This is a genomic window from Photorhabdus heterorhabditis (assembly GCF_018448905.1).
GTDB lineage: Bacteria > Pseudomonadota > Gammaproteobacteria > Enterobacterales > Enterobacteriaceae > Photorhabdus > Photorhabdus heterorhabditis.
The window spans coordinates 1-19,511 of the sequence record NZ_RCWA01000020.1 but is presented as its reverse complement, the minus strand read 5'-3'; the positions used below and the strand labels follow the sequence as shown (position 1 = coordinate 19,511).

Sequence of the window (19,511 nt, the reverse complement as noted above, 5' to 3'; positions counted from 1 at the left end):
TTATTAAGAGCAAATTTATATGAAAAAATATCAAGTGTGCACTAGATGTGTAATGGATACCACAGATCCAACAATATCATTTGATAGCAATGGAGTCTGTAATCATTGTAATGATTTTGATAATAAGACGAGCAAATCATGGTATCCAACTGATCTTGGAAAAGAAAAGCTAAATAATATAATTAAGAAAATAAAAGCATCTAAGAAAAACGAAAAGTATGATTGTATAATCGGTCTCAGTGGTGGGATAGATAGTGCATATTTAGCAGTTATATTAAAAGATTATGGATTAAATCCATTAGTAATTCATATTGATGCTGGCTGGAATAGTGAGTTGGCTGTCTACAATATAGAACAGGTTATAAAGCATACTGGATTCGATTTTCATACACATGTTATGAATTGGAATGAAATTAGGGATCTTCAAGTAGCGTATTTAAAATCTGGTGTTGCAAACCAAGATGTAGTACAAGATCATGCATTTTTCTCCACCTTATATCACTACGCTATAAAACATAAAATCAAATATGTAATCAGTGGTGGTAATATAGCAACAGAATCAGTCGTTCCAACTAGCTGGCATCACTCAGCAATGGATGCTATTAATCTCCATGATATACATAAAAAATTTGGAGTTACAAAATTAAAATATTATAAAACTATCAGCATATTTCAATATTACTTTACTTATCCATTTATACATAAGTTTAGAACTGTAAGACCATTGAATTATCTTCCTTACAATAAAAAAGATGCCTTAACTTTTCTAAAAGAAAAAATAGATTATAAGGACTACGGTAGAAAACATGGCGAATCAATATTTACAAAATTTTTCCAAAATTATTATTTACCCACTAAATTTAATTATGATAAAAGAAGGCCTCATTTATCTAGCCTTATATTAAGTAAACAATTAACTAGAGAAGAATCACTATTAGAATTAGAACAGCCTTTATATGATGATAATGAATTACGGGAAGATTTTTCATATATTGCAAAGAAATTAAAAATCTCTGAAAATGATCTAAATGAATTCATTCGATCACCTGGGAAAAATTATAGTGAATATAAAAACTGGGATAGTTACTTTAGATTTTTCAAAAAAATCCAGCAAATTGCCGAAAAAACAATCAACAAGAATATAAAAAACTACTCTTAGACAATTGCAAATGATAAAATCAAACCATTTTCAGAGATAATTTTAAGTATATTATGCATAAACCTTATTTCTATTTTATAATTTTATAATTTTATAATTTTCATAAAATTTATATTTTTCAACTTATAAAATTAAAACCAGAAGATACTTCGACACGGAAAATATTAATGAAAATAGCTCATATGACATCTGTTCATTCTCGTTACGATACTAGGATTTTTTTCAAAGAATGTATTTCCTTACAACAAGAAAAATATGATGTCTCTCTTATTGTTGCTGACGGAAGGGGAAATGAAACAAATAAAAATATTAATATTTATGATGTTGGTTTCTTACCTGGTCGCTTAAATAGAATATTCAGAACAACAAAGCTAGTTTATAAGAAAGCCTGTGAACTAAGTGCAGACATTTATCACCTTCATGATCCAGAACTAATCCCAATTGGACTTAAATTACTTAAAAAAAATAAAATAGTAATATTTGATGCTCATGAAGATGTACCAAAACAATTACTAAGTAAACCATATCTAAATAAATACATACTTCGATTTCTATCAAAAGGGTTTTCATTATATGAAAGATGGGCAATACCTAAATTTAGTGGTATCATTACGGCAACCCCTATTATACGTGATAAATTTCTATTAATAAATAAAAGAACCATAGATATAAATAATTATCCCATATTAGGTGAGTTACATAATAGTAACATTGAATGGAGTGAAAAAGAAAAACAAGTATGCTATGTAGGCGGAATTTCCCGTATTAGAGGCATAAAAGAGATGATTGAATCAATCTCTCACCTCTCCACTGATACAAAAATGAAATTAGCTGGCAATTTTTCTAACAAAGATTTAGAAAATAAAATAAAAAGCATGAAGAATTGGCATAAAATAGATGAACTTGGCTTCTTAAATCGCACAGAAACAAAGGAGCTTTTATCTAAATCTATTGCTGGAATGGTTCTATTTCATCCACAACCAAATCATATAGATGCACAACCCAATAAAATGTTCGAATATATGAGTGCAGGTATTCCTGTCATCGCTTCAAATTTTACATTATGGAAAGATATCATTATAGGAAACAATTGTGGAATTTGCATCGACCCATTGAATCCTAAAGAATTAGCTCATACGATCGATTATTTATCAAATAACCATGATATAGCGGAAGAAATGGGTAACAATGGATGTCTCGCAGTAAATAATAAATACAATTGGAATATTGAACAGAGTAAATTAATTAAATTTTACCAACAAATTAGATATTAATCGATATGAAAAAAATCCTAACCGTATTAGGCGCCAGGCCGCAATTCATTAAAGCAAGTCCAGTATCTCGTGCTTTAAAAAAGCATAATAAATTTAAAGAAATTATCATTCATACAGGTCAACATTTTGATACTAACATGTCTGATATATTTTTTAATGAATTAAAAATTCCTCATCCTGATTACACTCTTAATATTCATGGCGGCTCTCATGGTGAAATGACTGGTAAAATGCTCATTGATATTGAAAAAGTACTAATTACAGAAAAGCCCGATGCGGTCATGGTATATGGTGATACTAACTCCACTTTAGCTGGTGCATTAGCGGCGTCTAAATTACATATTCCGGTTATACATGTTGAATCCGGTTTGCGTAGTTTTAATATAAAAATGCCAGAAGAGATAAATAGAATATTAACAGATAATGTGAGTTCAATACTTTTCTGCCCAACAGATACCGCCACCAATAATCTGCAAAGAGAAGGTTTCGGTTCAAAGCCGATTAAGATAAAAAACGTCGGGGATGTGATGGAAGATGCAGCTTTATATTTTAGCCAAATGGCAAAAAAACCTGATGGGCTGTACTCTATACAAAATTTTATATTAACTACACTGCATCGTGCTGAAAATACAGATAATCAAAAACGTTTAACTGAAATAGTGAGCGCATTAAATTATATACATAAAACAATTTATCCGGTTGTTTTTCCACTTCACCCAAGAACTAAAAAAATGTTAGAAAAATATGATTTACATTTAGATGTCCATTTAATTGAACCCATTGGATATTTAGAAATGCTCTGGCTACTTAAAAACACAACTATAGTTATCACAGACAGTGGAGGACTACAAAAAGAAGCTTTCTTCTTCCGGAAGCCTTGTGTAACAGTTAGGGATCAAACTGAATGGATAGAATTAATTGAAGCTGGTGTGAACAAACTCTCAGATGCTGACAGTAAAAAAATAACTCAATCAGTTCATGATATTATGGGAATTAATATAAATACAGTTCAATCCATGTACGGTGGTGGTGTCGCTGCTCTAAGAATTGCTAGTGAATTAGAACAATTACTATGAATTTATTCTTCCATATGAAAGGTTAAAACCACCGACTGTAGTCGGTCAGCTTTAGCTAAGATACTGTGTTGCATGGGAGGTGCAACATGGATTACAGATACGGTAGTCACACAGTATTTCAGATTGAATATCATTTTGTGTGGGTAACGAAATACAGACACAAAGTGCTGACAGGTGAAGTAGCAATACGGGTGCATGAGTTAGTTTGTCAGACATGTGAAGCATTTGAAATCAAGATATTAAAAGGGGTAGTGAGCCAAACCCGGATGATAACTTCAGGATGGACAATTGACGCATCGTTCAGCCGATGCGTATCCGGACTTTCAGTCCGTTAATCACTAACCCACCGATTTTAGTCGATGGTTGTTGAGTATTCATAAATCACTATGAAAATTTTCTAAATATTAAAGTATAATCTTGATAAAATCATTTTCTATAATCATCTATTATGAATATAAAAATATCTTACTTCCTATCCCATAAGACTATTTTATTTGTCACTTTGAACTTTGGCAGTGCCCGAACTATCCTCAATAATTACACCTATTTGAGATAGGATTCTAACTAATACAGATTAGTAAAGACCATATCTTTATATATCAAAAACATCGCAATGAAATATGAATAGTTTAATTTATATAATAACGCCCATATATAATTCAATTAAATATATTGAACATAGTATTAATTCGGTTTTAAAACAAACATACCCTAATTGGGAATTGTTAATTACAGATGATTGTTCAACTGATAATACTTTTGGTATAATTTCAAAATATGCATCTATGGATTCTAGAATAAAGGTCTTTAGAAACGAAAAAAATTTAGGTGCTGGGGCAACAAGAAATAATAGCATAAGAAACGCAAGTGGTAGATTTTTATTGCCTTCTTATATAATGATGATATGTGGCATCCTACCAAACTAGAAAAACAGATTCATTTTATGATCAACAAAAATTGTGCTATCTCTGATAGTTATTACCAAAAAATAGACGAAAAAGGTCAACTATTAAGTATTATTAATCTACCGATAACTACAAGCAGTAAAAAATTATTATTTACAAATGTCATAGGTTGTTTGACAGCTATTTACGACACTGAGAAAGTTGGGAAGGTATATATGCCTTTAATAAGAGAAAGACAAGACATGGCTCTTTGGCTTAAAATAATGGATATGTCAGGGAAAGCTTATGCAATACCTGATGTTTTAGCTTATTATAGAATATCTAAAAATAGCCTGTCTAGTAATAAATATAAAACAGAAAAATCACAATGGTATTTCTATCATAAGGTTTTAAATTTAGGATTAATAAAATCATTAATTTATTTTTCTTCACATATTTTTTTTGGATTCCTAAAAAAAATAAAATAATATCTTACTCGTAAAAAATCATTATATAAAGAAAAATTAGCATGAAAAAAATAGCTATCGCAGGGATTGGATACGTTGGTTTATCAAACGGAATTCTTTTATCACAAAACCATGAAGTTATTGCTCTAGATATTGATAGCGAAAAAGTTGACCTCCTTAATCAGAATAGATCTCCTATTTATGATAAGGAAATAGAATATTTTTTAAAAGAAAAAACTCTAAATTTCAGAGCAACTTTGAATAAAAAAGATGCTTATGATAACGCTGATTTCCTTATTATCGCTACTCCAACTGATTATGATCCGAAAACTAACTATTTTAACACTTCATCTGTTGAAGCGGTTATTAAAGATGTTCTGAAATATAATCCAGAAGCTGTAATAATAATAAAATCTACAATCCCTGTAGGTTTCACAAATCAAATGAGAAAAAAATTCAGAACAGAAAATATCATTTTCTCTCCAGAATTTCTCCGTGAAGGTCGAGCATTGTATGATAATTTGCACCCATCAAGAATTATAGTTGGTGAACGCTCAGAAAGAGCAACAGTTTTTGCCAATTTGCTTGTTGAAGGTGCTGTTCAAAAAGATATTCCAATCCTCTTTACTGACTCAACAGAGTCAGAAGCCATAAAACTATTTTCAAATACTTATTTGGCAATGCGCGTTGCTTATTTTAATGAATTAGATAGCTATGCTGAGGCCCAGGGCTTAGATCCTCGTCAGATAATCGAAGGTGTATGTTTAGATCCCAGAATTGGCAATCATTATAACAACCCATCTTTTGGTTATGGTGGTTACTGTTTACCAAAAGATACTAAACAACTTTTATCCAATTACCAAAATGTGCCTAATAATATTATTGGTGCCATCGTTGAAGCAAATCGTACTCGTAAGGATTTTATTGCCGACTCTATTCTCAGCAAAAATCCTAGAATTGTTGGGGTTTATCGCTTAATTATGAAATCTGGTTCAGATAACTTCAGGGCATCATCCATTCAAGGGATCATGAAACGTATCAAAGCCAAAGGAATAGAAGTGGTAATTTTTGAACCAGAAATAAAAGAAGAAGAATTTTTCCATTCAAAAATTATACGGAATCTCACTTATTTTAAGGATATCTCAGACGTTATCATTTCAAATCGAATGACTTTAGAGCTCAATGACGTAAAAGATAAAGTCTATACTAGGGATCTGTTTGGTAGTGATTAATAAGCCAACGCATTATAATTTACATATTAATCCCTACGTAAAATTTTAATATATTCTTCAATATATATTATATAAAAAACTAATAGGATAAAAATTTATATCATGAAAGAAGGTAGCAATAAAGTAATAGTTTCCATTATTATGCCAAGCTATAATTCATCTAATTTTATTGAACAGTCAATAAATTCGGTATTGCAACAAACATTCTCTGATTGGGAGCTATTGATTATTGATGATTGCTCTAAAGATAACTCTATTGAAATAATAGAAAGATTCAAAGATGATAGAATTAAACTTCTCCCTTTAAGCAAAAATATAGGTGCAGGTGAGGCAAGGAATGCTGGCCTAAGATTAGCTAAAGGTAAATATATTGCATTTATAGACTCCGATGATTTATGGCTACCTAAAAAACTAGAAACTCAAATTAATTATATTATAGACAATCAGGAATTAGCTGCTATATGTACAGGTTATAGTTTTATAAATGAAGAAAATGAAGTTATTCGTGGAAAGGTTATTCCCAACAAAAAAATCACCCTTGATAACTATATGCAGAATACATGTATTGGCTTCTCAACATCAATGATAAACAAAAATGTCACAGGTGAATTCTATTTAAACAAAATAAGATTACACCAAGATGCCCATTTATGGATAAACTTATTATCACAAGGCTTCAAAATAGCCGGTTTACAAGAAGACCTAGTTAAATATAGAGTTAGAATTAATCAGATATCTGGCAATAAATTCATGTCAGCAATAAAAATACTAAAATTATATTGGTCTTTTAAAGAAATTCCTTGGAAAAATAGATTATTTAACTTTATATATTATAGCATCAATGGAATATTAAAAAGATTAAATAAATAATAAACTTATCTCTTTCTTTTTTCTAGAATTGACAAAATAGAATTTATGAAGAAATAGTTTAAGTTGAATAATTATATTCCATCTATTTTGCTTATCTCTTCTTAAGTTTAAATAATTAATCTATTACTATGAATTTAGCGATTATAAGTCTATATATATTATTTTAATCCTTAAAGAAACTCTAAATATAAGTACCTCTAAATTTTATATTATCATGCTCTTATAAAAATTCTGAGGTTAAATATATGTACGCTATTCGATGTCTAACTGATATGAAAAAATCACAAACTACCCTTAAGAGAACGTTTGACCTTATATTATCAATATCAATTATTTTGATTATATTTCCTCTAATATTTATAAGCTGGCTTATTTCTACCGTTGAAACAAGATCTAATGGTTTTTTCTTACAAAAAAGAATAGGACGAAATGGGAAAATATTTTCAGTTATTAAAATAAAAACAATGCGACCAATTATTAAAAATGAAAGCAGATCGTCAATCACCTCTGAGAATAACCAATTGATTACTAAAAGTGGTCGTTTTTTTAGGAAGTACAAAATCGATGAACTGCCTCAATTAATTAATGTGATAATTGGTGATATGAGTTTTGTTGGGCCTCGACCTGACGTTCCTGGATATGCAGATAAGTTAATTGGGGATGATAGAATCATTCTTAAATTAAAACCAGGAATAACAGGTCCTGCATCAATAAAATATAAGAATGAAGAGGCATTACTAAAAGAAAAATCTAATCCTAAAGAATATAATGACCTCGTTATCTGGCCTGATAAGGTAAATATTAATAAGGAATATTACCTAAAATATTCCTTCCTTAAGGATATAAAATATATTATGTATACATTAAAATAATGAGATGAAAATGTTAAATACACATTTTTCCCCTTGGCCATCTTTTACAAATGAAGAAGCCAAAGCAGTTGAAAAAGTATTACTTTCTAATAAAGTTAATTACTGGACTGGAAATGAATGCAAGACTTTTGAGAAAGAATTTGCAGAATTTACTAAGTCAAAATATGCGATTGCTCTTGCTAATGGGACAGTTGCCATAGATATTGCACTACACGCATTGAATATTGGTGTTGGTGATGATGTTTTAGTCACTTCTAGAACATTTTTAGCTTCCGCATCATGTATTGTCAATGCTGGAGCCAACCCTATATTCGCTGATGTTGATTTAAATAGCCAAAATGTCACCTCTGTTACTCTTAATAATGCTCTAACACCAAAAACTAAAGCTGTAATAGTTGTACATTTATCAGGTATGCCAGCAGACATGGATGAAATCATCAATTTTGCCAATCAACATAATCTTTTTATTATTGAAGATTGCGCACAGGCTCACGGTGCAAAATATAAGGGCCGTTCTGTAGGTACTTTTGGTCATATTGGTGCATGGTCCTTTTGCCAAGATAAAATTATGTCAACAGGTGGTGAAGGTGGTATGGTAACAACAAATGATTTTAATCTTTGGTCTATAATGTGGAGTTATAAAGATCATGGAAAAAATTTTGATGTAGTACATAATCAAGAGAGTAAATCAGGTTTTAGATGGCTGCATGAGAGTTTTGGCACTAATTGGCGTCTTACAGAGATGCAAGCAGCTATCGGACGTATTCAATTAAAAAGATTACCAGAATGGATTAAAATACGTTCTGAAAACTCAAAAATACTTACCAATACATTAGAAAAATTTGACTTTATCAGAATTCCTATTGTTCCTGACTATATACAACATGCTTGGTATAAGTATTATGCATTTATTAAACCTAACTTATTATCAGAAAATTGGACACGAGATCGCATAATTGAAGAGCTTAATAAACTTGGTGTTCCTTGTTATCAAGGTAGCTGTTCTGAAATCTATTTAGAAAAAGCATTTGATAATACGATCTGGCGTCCCAAAGTTCGACTAAAGAATGCAAAAGAGCTTGGTGAAACAAGCTTGATGTTTCTGGTACACCCAACATTAACTATGGAAGAGATGGAATTAATGAGCAATTTGATATGTCAGGTATTAAATAATGCTCAAATAAAAAAATAGTATCATTTTTTATTTAAAATTTAATTACAAAACCAAATTAGTCAGATCTCTTTAGTGATCTTGGGCTATATTAATAAGGCACTGAAGAGATTATTATATGAATCTGTTTTACTAAATTCTAGCCTATCATGAAGTTTCAATCTACAATCTAATAAAATATAATTCTTATTGATAAATGAGTAAAAAATACTTATTTCGATCAAATCAACCTTGGTTTATTTTCTAACCATTATATTTAGTTAATAAATCTATCTGATAAATACATTATTATAATATTGGCTATATATTATTTTAAGATTTTAATATTCTTATCAGAAGAATTCCATATTTATTAAAATATTATCTAATTTAATCAAAAATCATGAATGAAAAAACAATTCTTAATAAAAGTAAAGACAGGTTAATAAAAACCATAATCCTTCTGATAGCTGATATACTAATGATTATTGCCTCATATTGGCTTAGCATGTGGTTACGTTTAGATAGAGAAATCCCAATTAATAGCTTTAAGCATTGGCTAGCAATCATATTCACAATACCTTGTACTCTATTTATCTTCTTAAAAGTTGGTTTTTATAGATCGATATTAAAATACGTTAATATGAGTATATTAAAATGGGCGGTCATTGGTTCATTTCTATCTGCTCTATTATTAACAGCATTTTCTTTATATCAGCAGGCATTTCTACCAAGAACCGTACCTATTATTTATTTTTCTTTTCTGATTACATCACTCTGCGGTACAAGATTTTTATATAGAACACTACGTAATTTACTAAAAGATAAAGGAGTTCCAGTTATTATCTATGGAGCAGGAGAATCTGGTCGGCAACTTTTACCTATATTGAAAGAGCATAGAGAATTCAACCCTGTTGCCTTTGTTGATGACAATGCTAAATTACATAATTTATCTATTCATGGGGTTTGCGTCTTCTCTCCAGAGAAAATAACATATTTAGTAGAAAGATATAATATAAAGAAGATATTATTAGCCATACCCAGCGCTTCAATATCTGATAGAAAAAAAATAATTGAGAGACTACAAAAAAAGCATTGTGAAATACTCACAATCCCAAGCTTCAATGATCTAGTTGAAGGAAAAGCCCAAATAAACTCACTAAAACGGGTTTCTATTAATGATCTTTTGGGAAGAGAGCAAGTTAATCCACTACAAGATTTGCTATGTAAAAATATTAAAAATAAAAATATTCTTGTTACAGGTGCCGGTGGTTCAATAGGTTCAGAGTTATGCAGACAAATCATCACTCAATCTCCCACTCAGCTGATATTATTTGAGTTAACCGAGTACTGCCTTTATTCAATAGAAAAAGAGTTACAAAAGATAAATTCAGAAAGCGATTTAAATATAACTATTATTCCAATTTTAGGTGATATAAAAGACTCAGATAAGATAAATAAAATAATAAATAAATTCAACATTAATACAATATATCATGCTGCTGCATATAAACATGTTCCTCTAGTAGAAATGAACACCATCGAGGGCATTAACAATAATATTTTTGGCACTCTTTCACTTGCCAAAGCAGCAATCAATCAAAAAGTTGATAAATTTGTATTAATCTCTACCGATAAGGCTGTCCGCCCCACCAATACTATGGGAGCAACGAAAAGATTTGCAGAGCTTATATTGCAAGCTTTTGCTAAAGAAAACAGCCATACAAAATTCTCAATGGTCCGTTTTGGTAACGTTCTTGGTTCATCTGGCTCTGTTGTCCCTCTCTTCGAGAAACAAATAGAAAGTGGCGGGCCAATAACCCTCACTCACAAAGACATTACCCGTTATTTCATGACAATCCCAGAAGCCGCCCAGTTAGTTATCCAGGCCGGAGCAATGGGCAACAATGGTGATGTTTTTGTGCTGGATATGGGAGAGCCAGTAAAAATATACGATCTTGCCCGAAAAATGATTAATCTATCCGGTTTATCAGTGAAAGACGAAATCAATCCTCATGGTGATATCGAAATCAAAATTACCGGATTAAGGCCCGGTGAAAAGCTTTATGAAGAATTATTAATTGGTGATAATGTTTCTGGCACAAATCACCCGAGAATTATGACAGCCCATGAAATATTTCTGACTTGGGATAAATTAAATTCATTATTAAATGACTTAAAAACATCTTGTGAAAATTATGGCTTTGATAATATTAGGAATATTCTTATTAATGCGCCTATTGACTTTTATCCCAAAGATCATATTTACGATGTTTTAAAATAGTACATAAACATTCTAATCTACTAAAACAGAAATAATATGACTACATTAATCACCGGCGGAGCCGGCTACATCGGCTCACACACAGTATTAGTACTTCTGGAAAGAGGAGCTGATGTTGTTGTTATTGATAATCTCTGCAATTCATCACCTGAATCTCTTCGCCGAGTTGAAAAACTCACAGGCAAATCAGTAAAGTTCTACCAAGGTGATGTTCTTGACCTAAATTTATTAAATAAGATTTTTCAAGAAAATAAAATAGATACCGTCATCCATTTTGCTGGATTAAAAGCAGTTGGTGAATCCACCAGAAAACCACTTGAGTATTATCAGAATAATGTTACTGGTACCCTGGTTCTGTTGCAGGCTATGCGTGCCAATGGCGTATATCAACTGATTTTCAGCTCATCTGCAACGGTTTATGGCGATCCTGAGTTTGTCCCTCTAACTGAAAATGCCAAAGTAGGCGGTACAACTAATCCTTATGGCACTTCTAAACTGATGGTCGAGCAAGTTCTAAAAGATTTTGCCGCTGCCGAGCCAAGTTTCAAAATCACTAGCTTGAGATATTTCAATCCTGTTGGTGCACATCCATCAGGTATGATTGGCGAAGATCCTAACGGTATTCCCAATAATCTGCTGCCTTATATCACTCAGGTTGCTATTGGTCGTCTGGAATGTTTATCAGTCTATGGCAATGATTACCCAACCAAAGATGGCACCGGTGTTCGTGATTATATTCATGTGATGGATTTGGCTGAAGGCCATATTGCTGCTATTGACTATCTGGATAAACAACCATCCTATGAAGTTTTCAATTTAGGAACCGGGACCGGTTATTCTGTACTTGAATTGCTTCATGCTTTTGAGAAAGCCGCAGGTAAGAAGATTCCTCACAAAATTACAAATAGACGCCCTGGAGATATTGCTGAGTGTTGGTCTGATCCATCCAAAGCCCATGAAATTCTCGGCTGGCAAGCAACACGCAATATTGACGATATGATGCGCGATAGCTGGAACTGGCAGATGAATAACCCCAATGGTTTTCGCTCTAATTGAGATGTATCTCTCTATACTGTCTGGTTCCTTAAGTAAGTTAATAAGGAGTAAGATTCAGAATAAATCCGAATGACTACCCACCCGATATAGTTTTAATTCAGTCCTTGTACGCTGATAAATAAGCAAAATATCCGGCGCTCCGTGACATTCAAGGTAGCCAATATATTGAACTGCTAATGAATGTTCACGGTAACGCTCTGGTAAAGGTTCACCAGTCTGTAAAAGCTCAATAGCTTTCAAGATAACAGATTGAGCCTTTTTATTATTAGCATAACGCTTTGCATCTTTTTTGAAGCGACTCTGATAAACAATCTTTAACATTATTTACCATCCAAGATCACGCTTTAGTTCATCTATCGTATCAACTCGATGAACACCTACGCCATTTTCCAGATCTCGAATAGCCTGTAATGTCTCCTGATTAAGTTGCAGCAACTCAGTAGGTAATTCTGGCTCAACAGCCAGACGATTAACCACCATACGAATTATAGTGGAAAGATTCAGTCCCATGGCTTTCGCATTAGCCATCGCCGCCGCTTTGGATTTAGAGTTAACACGGGCACGTACAACAGTATCAGCCATAAAAAAACCCCTCATTTTTTGTCTATACCCAATAGATTTCAAATTGCAGCGCGGCGGCAAGTGAACGCAGCCAACAAAGCAGCAGCTTGAAAGATGAAGGGTATATAATAGCCATATTGTAGCCACAAACAAATGAATATATCCGAGTGATGAGAAATTTCTGAAAGATTTTCCAACAGATAAACCAGAGATGAAATCCCCTCTGCATCCCTACTCAATTTCTGCTAATCTGTGCCCCTTGTTTCTGGGGGGCATATGCTAAACATCGTTTTATTTGAACCTGAAATCCCACCTAATACCGGTAATATTATTCGTCTTTGTGCTAACACCGGCTTTCAGTTGCATCTGATTCAGCCTTTGGGTTTTACCTGGGATGATAAAAGGCTACGTCGCGCCGGGCTGGATTATCATGAGTTTGCCAATATCAAGCAACATCATGATTATTACGCTTTTTTAGAGAATGAAGGGTTTACAGGAGAGTTTTCTGCCCGTTTGTTTGCTCTGACGACGAAAGGAACATCAGCACACAGTGCGGTAAGTTATCAGGATGGGGATTATTTGATGTTCGGGCCAGAGACCAGAGGGCTACCATCTTATGTTTTGGATAATATGCCCCCCCAACAAAAGATCCGTATTCCAATGCTGGCGGACAGCCGCAGTATGAATCTCTCTAATTCAGTTGCTGTTGTGGTTTTTGAAGCCTGGCGGCAATTGGGTTATTCAGGTGCTTTATTGAAAGAGTAATTGCCATTGACTAAAGTTAATGCCGTGCATCTAACCCATTAAACACGGCATTTTTGAGTATTCAGCTTTGTGAACAATATTTCTCAATACAGTTGTTCAAAAAATCAAATCCCATCACCATACTCAAAACCATGGTTGATTCCATTAAAGTGCTGGTTCATATCCAGTGATGGCTTTTCGCTTTCAGGTTTACCAACAATCCGGGCAGGTACACCAGCAGCTGTTGTGTGTGGAGGTACAGAGCGAAGGACAACCGAACCGGCGCCAATTTTTGCCCCACGACCAATTTCGATATTGCCAAGTATTTTTGAACCTGCGCCAATCATCACTCCTTCCCTGACTTTAGGGTGACGATCACCCCCTGATTTACCTGTACCACCAAGGGTTACAGATTGCAGGATAGAAACATCATTCTCCACCACAGCTGTTTCACCAATGACAATACCGGTAGCATGGTCAAGCATGATGCCACAGCCAATCTTCGCCGCCGGATGAATATCAACGCTAAAAGACATTGAAATCTGGTTTTGCAGGTAAATCGCTAATGCTTTTCTTCCCTCTCCCCATATCCAATGGGCAATACGATAGGCTTGCAAAGCATGAAATCCCTTGAGGTAAAGCAGAGGAGTCGAGTATTTATCTACCGCAGGATCACGTAAACGTACGGCTATGATGTCACGAGCAGCTGAGACAATCATATTCTGATCTGAGCCATAGGCTTCTTCTACAATTTCTCTGACAGCAATAGCCGGCATAATCGGTGTGGCCAGTTTATTAGCCAACATATAACTTAAGGCACTACCAAGATTTTCATGCTTGAGTAACGTCGCATGAAAAAAACTGGCCAACATCGGTTCACATTCAGCCAGTGCTCTCGCTTCTGTTTTTATGTTCTTCCAAACTTCGTCCAATTCTTCTAGTGACATAACGTTTACTCTCACAATTAGAACCTATCTTACTTTAAATTTTTATTCTGATTTAAGAGCGTACATCATCGCTCTCATCCTTTCTGGCTCTTCCTAACAGTGCTTGAGCAGCTTCTATTACATTTTTATTGCAATACAGTATTTGATAGATTTGTTCTGCAATCGGCATCTCCACACCAGCACGTTCAGCCAATGCGCGTACTTCTTTGGTGTTGCGGTAACCTTCAACAACCTGCCCAATCTGGCTCTGGGCTTCTTCAACATTTATTCCTTGCCCCAACATCATGCCAAAGCGACGGTTACGTGATTGGTTGTCAGTACAAGTTAAAACCAAATCGCCCAGTCCTGCCATGCCCATAAAGGTGGAAGGATCAGCGCCAAGCGCTGTACCAAGACGACTCATTTCTGTTAATCCACGGGTAATCAATGCTGTGCGGGCATTAGCACCAAATCCCATACCGTCAGATATTCCGGCGCCAATAGCAATGACGTTTTTTACGGCACCGCCAAGCTGAACACCAATAAAATCAGGGTTTTTATAAACACGGAAACTTTTGCCACAATGGAATAATTGCTGAAGCTCATCACCAAAAGCAGGTTCAGTAGCAGAGATAGCAATCGCAGTGGGTAAACCCGCCGCAAGTTCTTTGGCAAACGTTGGACCAGAAAGTACCGCCAACGGTATTTCATTACCGAGTATCTCTCGAGCCACATCCTGCAATAATCGGCCTGTATCAGCTTCCAAGCCTTTAGTTGCCCAGACAATACGAGAGTCAGGTCGCAGATGCGATTCCACCTGCTTTAACACCTCACCAAACACATGGCTGGGAACGACAACAAGAATGTTGCGGCTTGCCGCCAGTGCTTTTGTCAGGTTTGCTTCAAGCAATAAACTATCAGGAAAAGTCACATCCGGCAGAAACTCCTGATTACAACGTGCCTGCTGCAAAGCTTGAATATGCGCTGGATTATGCCCCCAGAGCACAACATCATGACCATTACGAGCTAACGTAATGGCTAATGCGGTGCCGTATGAACCGGCACCGATAACTGTCATAGAAGCAGTGTTATTCATTAGGCTTCCTGTTGAGCCTGCTCACCATCCTGAGATTGTTCTGCCTGCTGTTGCAGGTAATTCATGAACAAAGCATCAAAGTTTACCGGAGCCAGATTCAGTTGTGGGAAAGTACCACGACTCACCAAGCTGGTGATGCATTCACGGGCATATGGGAACAGGATATTTGGACAATATGCACCCAGACAATGAGCCAGCTGGGTTCCTTCGATACCTTCGATAGAGAAAATACCGCCTTGCTGTATTTCACATAAGAATGCAGTCTCTTCACCCAGAGTTGCCGTCACAGTGACACGCAGAACAACTTCATAAACCCCTTGAGCCAACTCACTGGAAGCCGTATCCAAGTCCAGTTTTACTTCCGGTTGCCATTCCTGCTGAAACACCTGTGGCGCGTTTGGTGCTTCAAAAGAGATATCTTTGGTATAGATACGTTGGATCTGGAAAGTCATTTCTGTGTTGTTTTGGTCTGACATAATAATTGTTACCTTTCTTTAGATGTCCTTATTAAATTCTCTATGTGAGTGTAACCACTCACACCCAAATGATTACTTTTTACCACGCGCCAATGGCAAATTTTCACCCGTCCAGCCAGCTAATCCTTCTTTCAGAGAACATACGTGTTCAAAGCCAGCACGGATAAGATTTTCAGCCGGAGTACGAGATTCAGTACCATTAGCTGAAACAACAATCACAGGCTGTCCTTTATGTTTTTCCAACTCTGCCAGATTGCTGTCTTTAATTTCAGATGGAGTCAAATTTATTGAACCAATGATATGCCCTTTGCGGAAATCTTCACGGGAACGCAAATCCACAACGATAGCTTCTTCTTTATTGATCAAATTAATAGCTTGTACACGGGTTATCTCTTTGGTTTTAGAGAAGAAACCTCTCGCCGTAGTCACAATAACGGCAACCAGCAACGCAATCCAAGCGAGGCTAAGGATCATATTCTGGTTAATAAATTGCATGATTTCTTGCAGCATGGGGGCAAAAACTCCCGTTGGTTAATAACAAATAGCTAAGGTTCCAGAGTATACCTTTGTGTTGCGTCAATTACAGCCAAATAGCGCAAGCTCAATGAAATTTTGCGGAGAGTTTCGAGAAAAATAAAAATATCTTGAAAGTGGTGGGTTTTAAGTTCATACCCAGAATATTCTCTGCCACACTGAATACATAAGGAATTTCGGCAATAAATAGGCTAAAGTAGCTAATATGTTTATTATTATCCAATTTCAATGTTAAGACAGCATTATCTGAAAGTGTAAAAAATCAACACAGCATCTGGTAAGTAATTGTTCATCATGGAATAATATGGCGTATATCGTAGCAAGGTATGTCTATACCCAATAGATTTCAAGATGCATCGCGACGGCAAGGGAGCGAATCCCCGGGAGCATAGATAACTCTGTGACCGGGGTGAGTGAGTGCAGCCAACAAAGGGGCAACTTGAAAGATAACAGGTATATATAAATGGCTGACAACAAAGAAATATATAGCCGTAATTATCGGCTCAATCAGAACCTATGGCAGAACAAAATCCATGTCTTATTGTTCTGTGCTTTCCTGTCTGCTGTTTTCAGTTTTAATACCTTTGCCAACCAGATTACCGACAATAAAAACCAACTTAAAGATCTTCAGCAAAACATCGCAGAAAAAGAGAAGAGCGTGCAACAACAACAACAACAACGCGGCACGTTGTTAAGTCAACTGGAAGATCAGGAAAATACAATTTCTAAAGTTGGTCGCTCTCTATACAGTACCCAAACTCAACTCAGTAAGCTGAATAAAGAAATTATTATTCTCAATGCCAATATCAAGAAACTGAGAAAACAGCAAAAACTGCAACAAGATATGCTGGCACGCCAGTTAGATGCAGCATTTCGTCAGGGGCAACATCAAGGGCTTGAACTTATGTTCAAAGGTGAGGAAGGCAAACGTGGTGAGCGCATCCTCGCTTACTATAGTTATCTTAATCAAGCCCGCCAAGACACTATTGTTAAGCTTGAGCAAACCACCGTTGATTTAACTGAACAGAAAAAACTTGAGCAGCAAAAACAAGAAGAACAGAAACAAATTCTGGCCGAACAACAGCAACAAAAGCAGCAGATGGAAGTTGCCCGCAATGCCCGGCAAAAAACCCTAACGGAGCTGGAATCTTCCCTGAAGAAAGACCAGCAATACCTTGCTGAGTTAAAACAAAATGAAACCCGTCTGAGAGATAAAATTGCCAAAGCAGAGCGAGAAGCGAAAGCTCGTGCTGAAAGGGAAGCCAGAGAAGCAGCTCGTGTCCGTGCGCAAGTTGCAGCGAAACAGAAGCAAGCACAGCAAAGAGGTTCTAGCTATAAACCTACTGAAGATGAACGTGCATTAATGGCGCGTACCGGTGGCCTCGGACGCCCGGCTGGTCAGGCAATCTGGCCTGTCCACGGCCGAGTGATACATGGGTTTGGGGAAGCCCTGCAAGGTGAGTTACGCTGGAAAGGTATGGTGATTTCTGCCACAGAAGGTACTGAAGTCAAAGCGATATCCGATGGCCGGGTACTATTAGCTGACTGGTTGCAAGGCTATGGGCTGGTCGTCGTTATAGAACACGGTAAAGGCGATATGAGTCTCTATGGCTATAATCAAAGTGCCTTGGTCAGCGTTGGTCAACAAGTTCGTGCCGGGCAACCTATCGCACTGGTCGGTAACAGCGGCGGCCAAAATCAACCCGCACTTTATTTCGAAATCCGCCGTCAGGGAAGAGCTGTAAACCCACAACCATGGCTTGGGAGATAATCAGATGAGACAACTTTGGTTCACAAAATTCATTGCTATCGCTCTGTTATTTTTGAGTCTGCAAGCCAATGCCTCTCGTCTGGCCATTGTTATTGATGACTTTGGCTACCGTCCTCATAATGAAAGCAAAATATTGCAGATGCCCGTTGCGATTTCTATCGCCATTCTGCCAGATTCCCCACATGGCAGGGAAATGGCGGAAAAAGCACATAAGCAAAGACGAGAAATCTTAATTCATCTACCAATGGCACCGCTCAGTAAACAACGGTTAGAGCCAGATACACTCCTGACAACAATGAGCAGTGAAGAAATTGACCGTATCATCCAGCAAGCAATACAAAAAGTCCCTTATGCTGTAGGAATGAATAACCATATGGGCAGCGCCATGACTTCAAGCTTGCCGGGAATGCAGAAAGTTATGCATTCACTGTCCCGCTATCATCTCTATTTTCTCGATAGTGTAACGATTGGTAATTCCCAAGTAACAAAGGCAGCGCAAGGCACGCCTGTCCGTGTTATCCGCCGGAATATTTTTCTAGACGATGTACAATCAGAGGCGGAAACTCATTATCAGTTAAACCGGGCAATCTCTATTGCCCGTAAGAATGGCTCAGCTATTGCTATCGGCCATCCTCACCCAACAACCATTCGTGCATTACAAAAAATGTTGCCAACACTTCCCGCTGATATTGAATTAGTCAGCCCAAGCATGCTGTTAAGTGGTACACCTGCTAGTGGCAATCAGCATAAATGGGGCAAGCAGTGTGAAATAAAAGAGGCACCAGATACCGTTACCAGCAAAGACTATCTGGCAATCATTGGCGATACTCTGGTTGATAACCCTATTGTGAATACAGTGAGCCAATATATTCAGAAATTGACCGGAGATAAATCTCAGGATAAAACAAAATAGAAACTCACGTGACTGCTCCCCGCCGTAAACGGCGAGGCTTCCCACTTCTCAGGCCGCAACCGTCTGTGTGACGGATTTACGCTGGCCTCCATGGGCAGAAACGACGAGTCCCGCCGCCTGTAATTCCTGTATGCCCTTGCGCCGGATGTTGAGCGCCGCATTGATA

At 36.0% G+C, this 19,511-nt stretch carries 20 protein-coding genes and 2 pseudogenes; 15 read left to right on the top strand and 7 right to left on the bottom strand.

Features of this window, described 5'->3' with window-relative positions; all coding sequences use genetic code 11:
• The first annotated feature begins 19 nt into the window (after positions 1–19).
• From EAE89_RS13435 to galE, 12 genes and pseudogenes are all read left to right on the top strand, one after another.
• Complete coding sequence (locus EAE89_RS13435) at positions 20–1,159, top strand: N-acetyl sugar amidotransferase (protein WP_214086046.1); 1,140 nt, start codon at positions 20–22, stop codon at positions 1,157–1,159.
• A 167-nt stretch (positions 1,160–1,326) separates the two neighbouring features.
• Positions 1,327–2,433: a glycosyltransferase family 4 protein gene (locus tag EAE89_RS13430; protein ID WP_214086045.1), complete on the top strand. Its 1,107-nt coding sequence runs from the start codon at positions 1,327–1,329 to the stop codon at positions 2,431–2,433.
• Positions 2,434–2,438: 5 nt separating this feature from the next.
• Positions 2,439–3,509 (top strand): non-hydrolyzing UDP-N-acetylglucosamine 2-epimerase, encoded by a 1,071-nt coding sequence (gene wecB, locus EAE89_RS13425; protein ID WP_214086044.1) that lies wholly within the window; start codon positions 2,439–2,441, stop codon positions 3,507–3,509.
• Between the two features lie 86 nt (positions 3,510–3,595).
• Positions 3,596–3,769: pseudogene (gene tnpA / locus EAE89_RS13420) on the top strand (IS200/IS605 family transposase); the annotation flags it as partial.
• A gap of 360 nt (positions 3,770–4,129) precedes the next feature.
• Positions 4,130–4,435 (top strand): glycosyltransferase family 2 protein, encoded by a 306-nt coding sequence (locus tag EAE89_RS23635; RefSeq protein WP_244866444.1) that lies wholly within the window; start codon positions 4,130–4,132, stop codon positions 4,433–4,435.
• 17 nt (positions 4,436–4,452) lie between these two features.
• Entirely contained in the window at positions 4,453–4,881 is a 429-nt protein-coding gene (locus EAE89_RS23630) for a hypothetical protein (protein WP_244866443.1), read from the top strand.
• A gap of 41 nt (positions 4,882–4,922) precedes the next feature.
• A complete protein-coding gene (locus EAE89_RS13410; RefSeq protein WP_214086043.1) occupies positions 4,923–6,092 on the top strand; it encodes a nucleotide sugar dehydrogenase in 1,170 nt (389 codons plus the stop codon).
• Between the two features lie 102 nt (positions 6,093–6,194).
• On the top strand, positions 6,195–6,962 hold the full coding sequence (locus tag EAE89_RS13405) for a glycosyltransferase family 2 protein (protein ID WP_214086042.1): 768 nt from the start codon (positions 6,195–6,197) through the stop codon (positions 6,960–6,962).
• A 272-nt stretch (positions 6,963–7,234) separates the two neighbouring features.
• Entirely contained in the window at positions 7,235–7,834 is a 600-nt protein-coding gene (locus EAE89_RS13400; RefSeq protein WP_214086041.1) for a sugar transferase, read from the top strand.
• 10 nt (positions 7,835–7,844) lie between these two features.
• On the top strand, positions 7,845–9,026 hold the full coding sequence (locus EAE89_RS13395; RefSeq protein ID WP_214086040.1) for a DegT/DnrJ/EryC1/StrS family aminotransferase: 1,182 nt from the start codon (positions 7,845–7,847) through the stop codon (positions 9,024–9,026).
• A 361-nt stretch (positions 9,027–9,387) separates the two neighbouring features.
• Positions 9,388–11,268, top strand: a complete 1,881-nt coding sequence (locus EAE89_RS13390) for a polysaccharide biosynthesis protein (protein WP_214086039.1) — start codon at positions 9,388–9,390, stop codon at positions 11,266–11,268.
• A gap of 36 nt (positions 11,269–11,304) precedes the next feature.
• Positions 11,305–12,324 (top strand): UDP-glucose 4-epimerase GalE, encoded by a 1,020-nt coding sequence (gene galE, locus EAE89_RS13385; RefSeq protein ID WP_214086038.1) that lies wholly within the window; start codon positions 11,305–11,307, stop codon positions 12,322–12,324.
• Positions 12,325–12,378: 54 nt separating this feature from the next.
• Here galE and EAE89_RS13380 read toward each other — a convergent pair whose 3' ends face one another.
• Together EAE89_RS13380 and EAE89_RS13375 are read right to left on the bottom strand one after the other, a co-directional pair.
• Complete coding sequence (locus EAE89_RS13380; protein ID WP_214086037.1) at positions 12,379–12,645, bottom strand: type II toxin-antitoxin system RelE/ParE family toxin; 267 nt, start codon at positions 12,643–12,645, stop codon at positions 12,379–12,381.
• Between the two features lie 3 nt (positions 12,646–12,648).
• A complete protein-coding gene (locus EAE89_RS13375; protein ID WP_149616353.1) occupies positions 12,649–12,906 on the bottom strand; it encodes a type II toxin-antitoxin system RelB/DinJ family antitoxin in 258 nt (85 codons plus the stop codon).
• 255 nt (positions 12,907–13,161) lie between these two features.
• Between EAE89_RS13375 and trmL the strand changes: the two genes are divergently transcribed.
• On the top strand, positions 13,162–13,650 hold the full coding sequence (gene trmL, locus EAE89_RS13370; RefSeq protein WP_054480848.1) for a tRNA (uridine(34)/cytosine(34)/5-carboxymethylaminomethyluridine(34)-2'-O)-methyltransferase TrmL: 489 nt from the start codon (positions 13,162–13,164) through the stop codon (positions 13,648–13,650).
• 104 nt (positions 13,651–13,754) lie between these two features.
• Here trmL and cysE read toward each other — a convergent pair whose 3' ends face one another.
• The 4 genes from cysE to EAE89_RS13350 form a co-directional block, all read right to left on the bottom strand.
• Complete coding sequence (gene cysE, locus EAE89_RS13365; protein WP_054480846.1) at positions 13,755–14,576, bottom strand: serine O-acetyltransferase; 822 nt, start codon at positions 14,574–14,576, stop codon at positions 13,755–13,757.
• A gap of 52 nt (positions 14,577–14,628) precedes the next feature.
• Positions 14,629–15,651, bottom strand: coding sequence for an NAD(P)H-dependent glycerol-3-phosphate dehydrogenase (gene gpsA / locus EAE89_RS13360; RefSeq protein WP_054480844.1), 1,023 nt, complete (start codon positions 15,649–15,651; stop codon positions 14,629–14,631).
• The gene (gene secB, locus EAE89_RS13355) at positions 15,651–16,127 is read right to left on the bottom strand and encodes a protein-export chaperone SecB (protein WP_015836413.1); all 477 of its coding nucleotides are present in this window, start codon (positions 16,125–16,127) and stop codon (positions 15,651–15,653) included. The genes gpsA and secB overlap by 1 nt, the downstream gene beginning before the upstream one ends.
• A gap of 72 nt (positions 16,128–16,199) precedes the next feature.
• The gene (locus EAE89_RS13350) at positions 16,200–16,637 is read right to left on the bottom strand and encodes a rhodanese-like domain-containing protein (RefSeq protein ID WP_054480842.1); all 438 of its coding nucleotides are present in this window, start codon (positions 16,635–16,637) and stop codon (positions 16,200–16,202) included.
• A gap of 487 nt (positions 16,638–17,124) precedes the next feature.
• On the opposite strand from EAE89_RS13350, the gene envC reads away from it, so the two are divergent.
• Together envC and EAE89_RS13340 are read left to right on the top strand one after the other, a co-directional pair.
• Complete coding sequence (gene envC / locus EAE89_RS13345) at positions 17,125–18,432, top strand: murein hydrolase activator EnvC (RefSeq protein ID WP_054480840.1); 1,308 nt, start codon at positions 17,125–17,127, stop codon at positions 18,430–18,432.
• 4 nt (positions 18,433–18,436) lie between these two features.
• Positions 18,437–19,345: a divergent polysaccharide deacetylase family protein gene (locus tag EAE89_RS13340; RefSeq protein WP_054480838.1), complete on the top strand. Its 909-nt coding sequence runs from the start codon at positions 18,437–18,439 to the stop codon at positions 19,343–19,345.
• 48 nt (positions 19,346–19,393) lie between these two features.
• Here the strand turns inward: EAE89_RS13340 and EAE89_RS13335 are convergent.
• Positions 19,394–19,511, bottom strand: a pseudogene (locus tag EAE89_RS13335) (RNA-guided endonuclease InsQ/TnpB family protein); the annotation flags it as partial.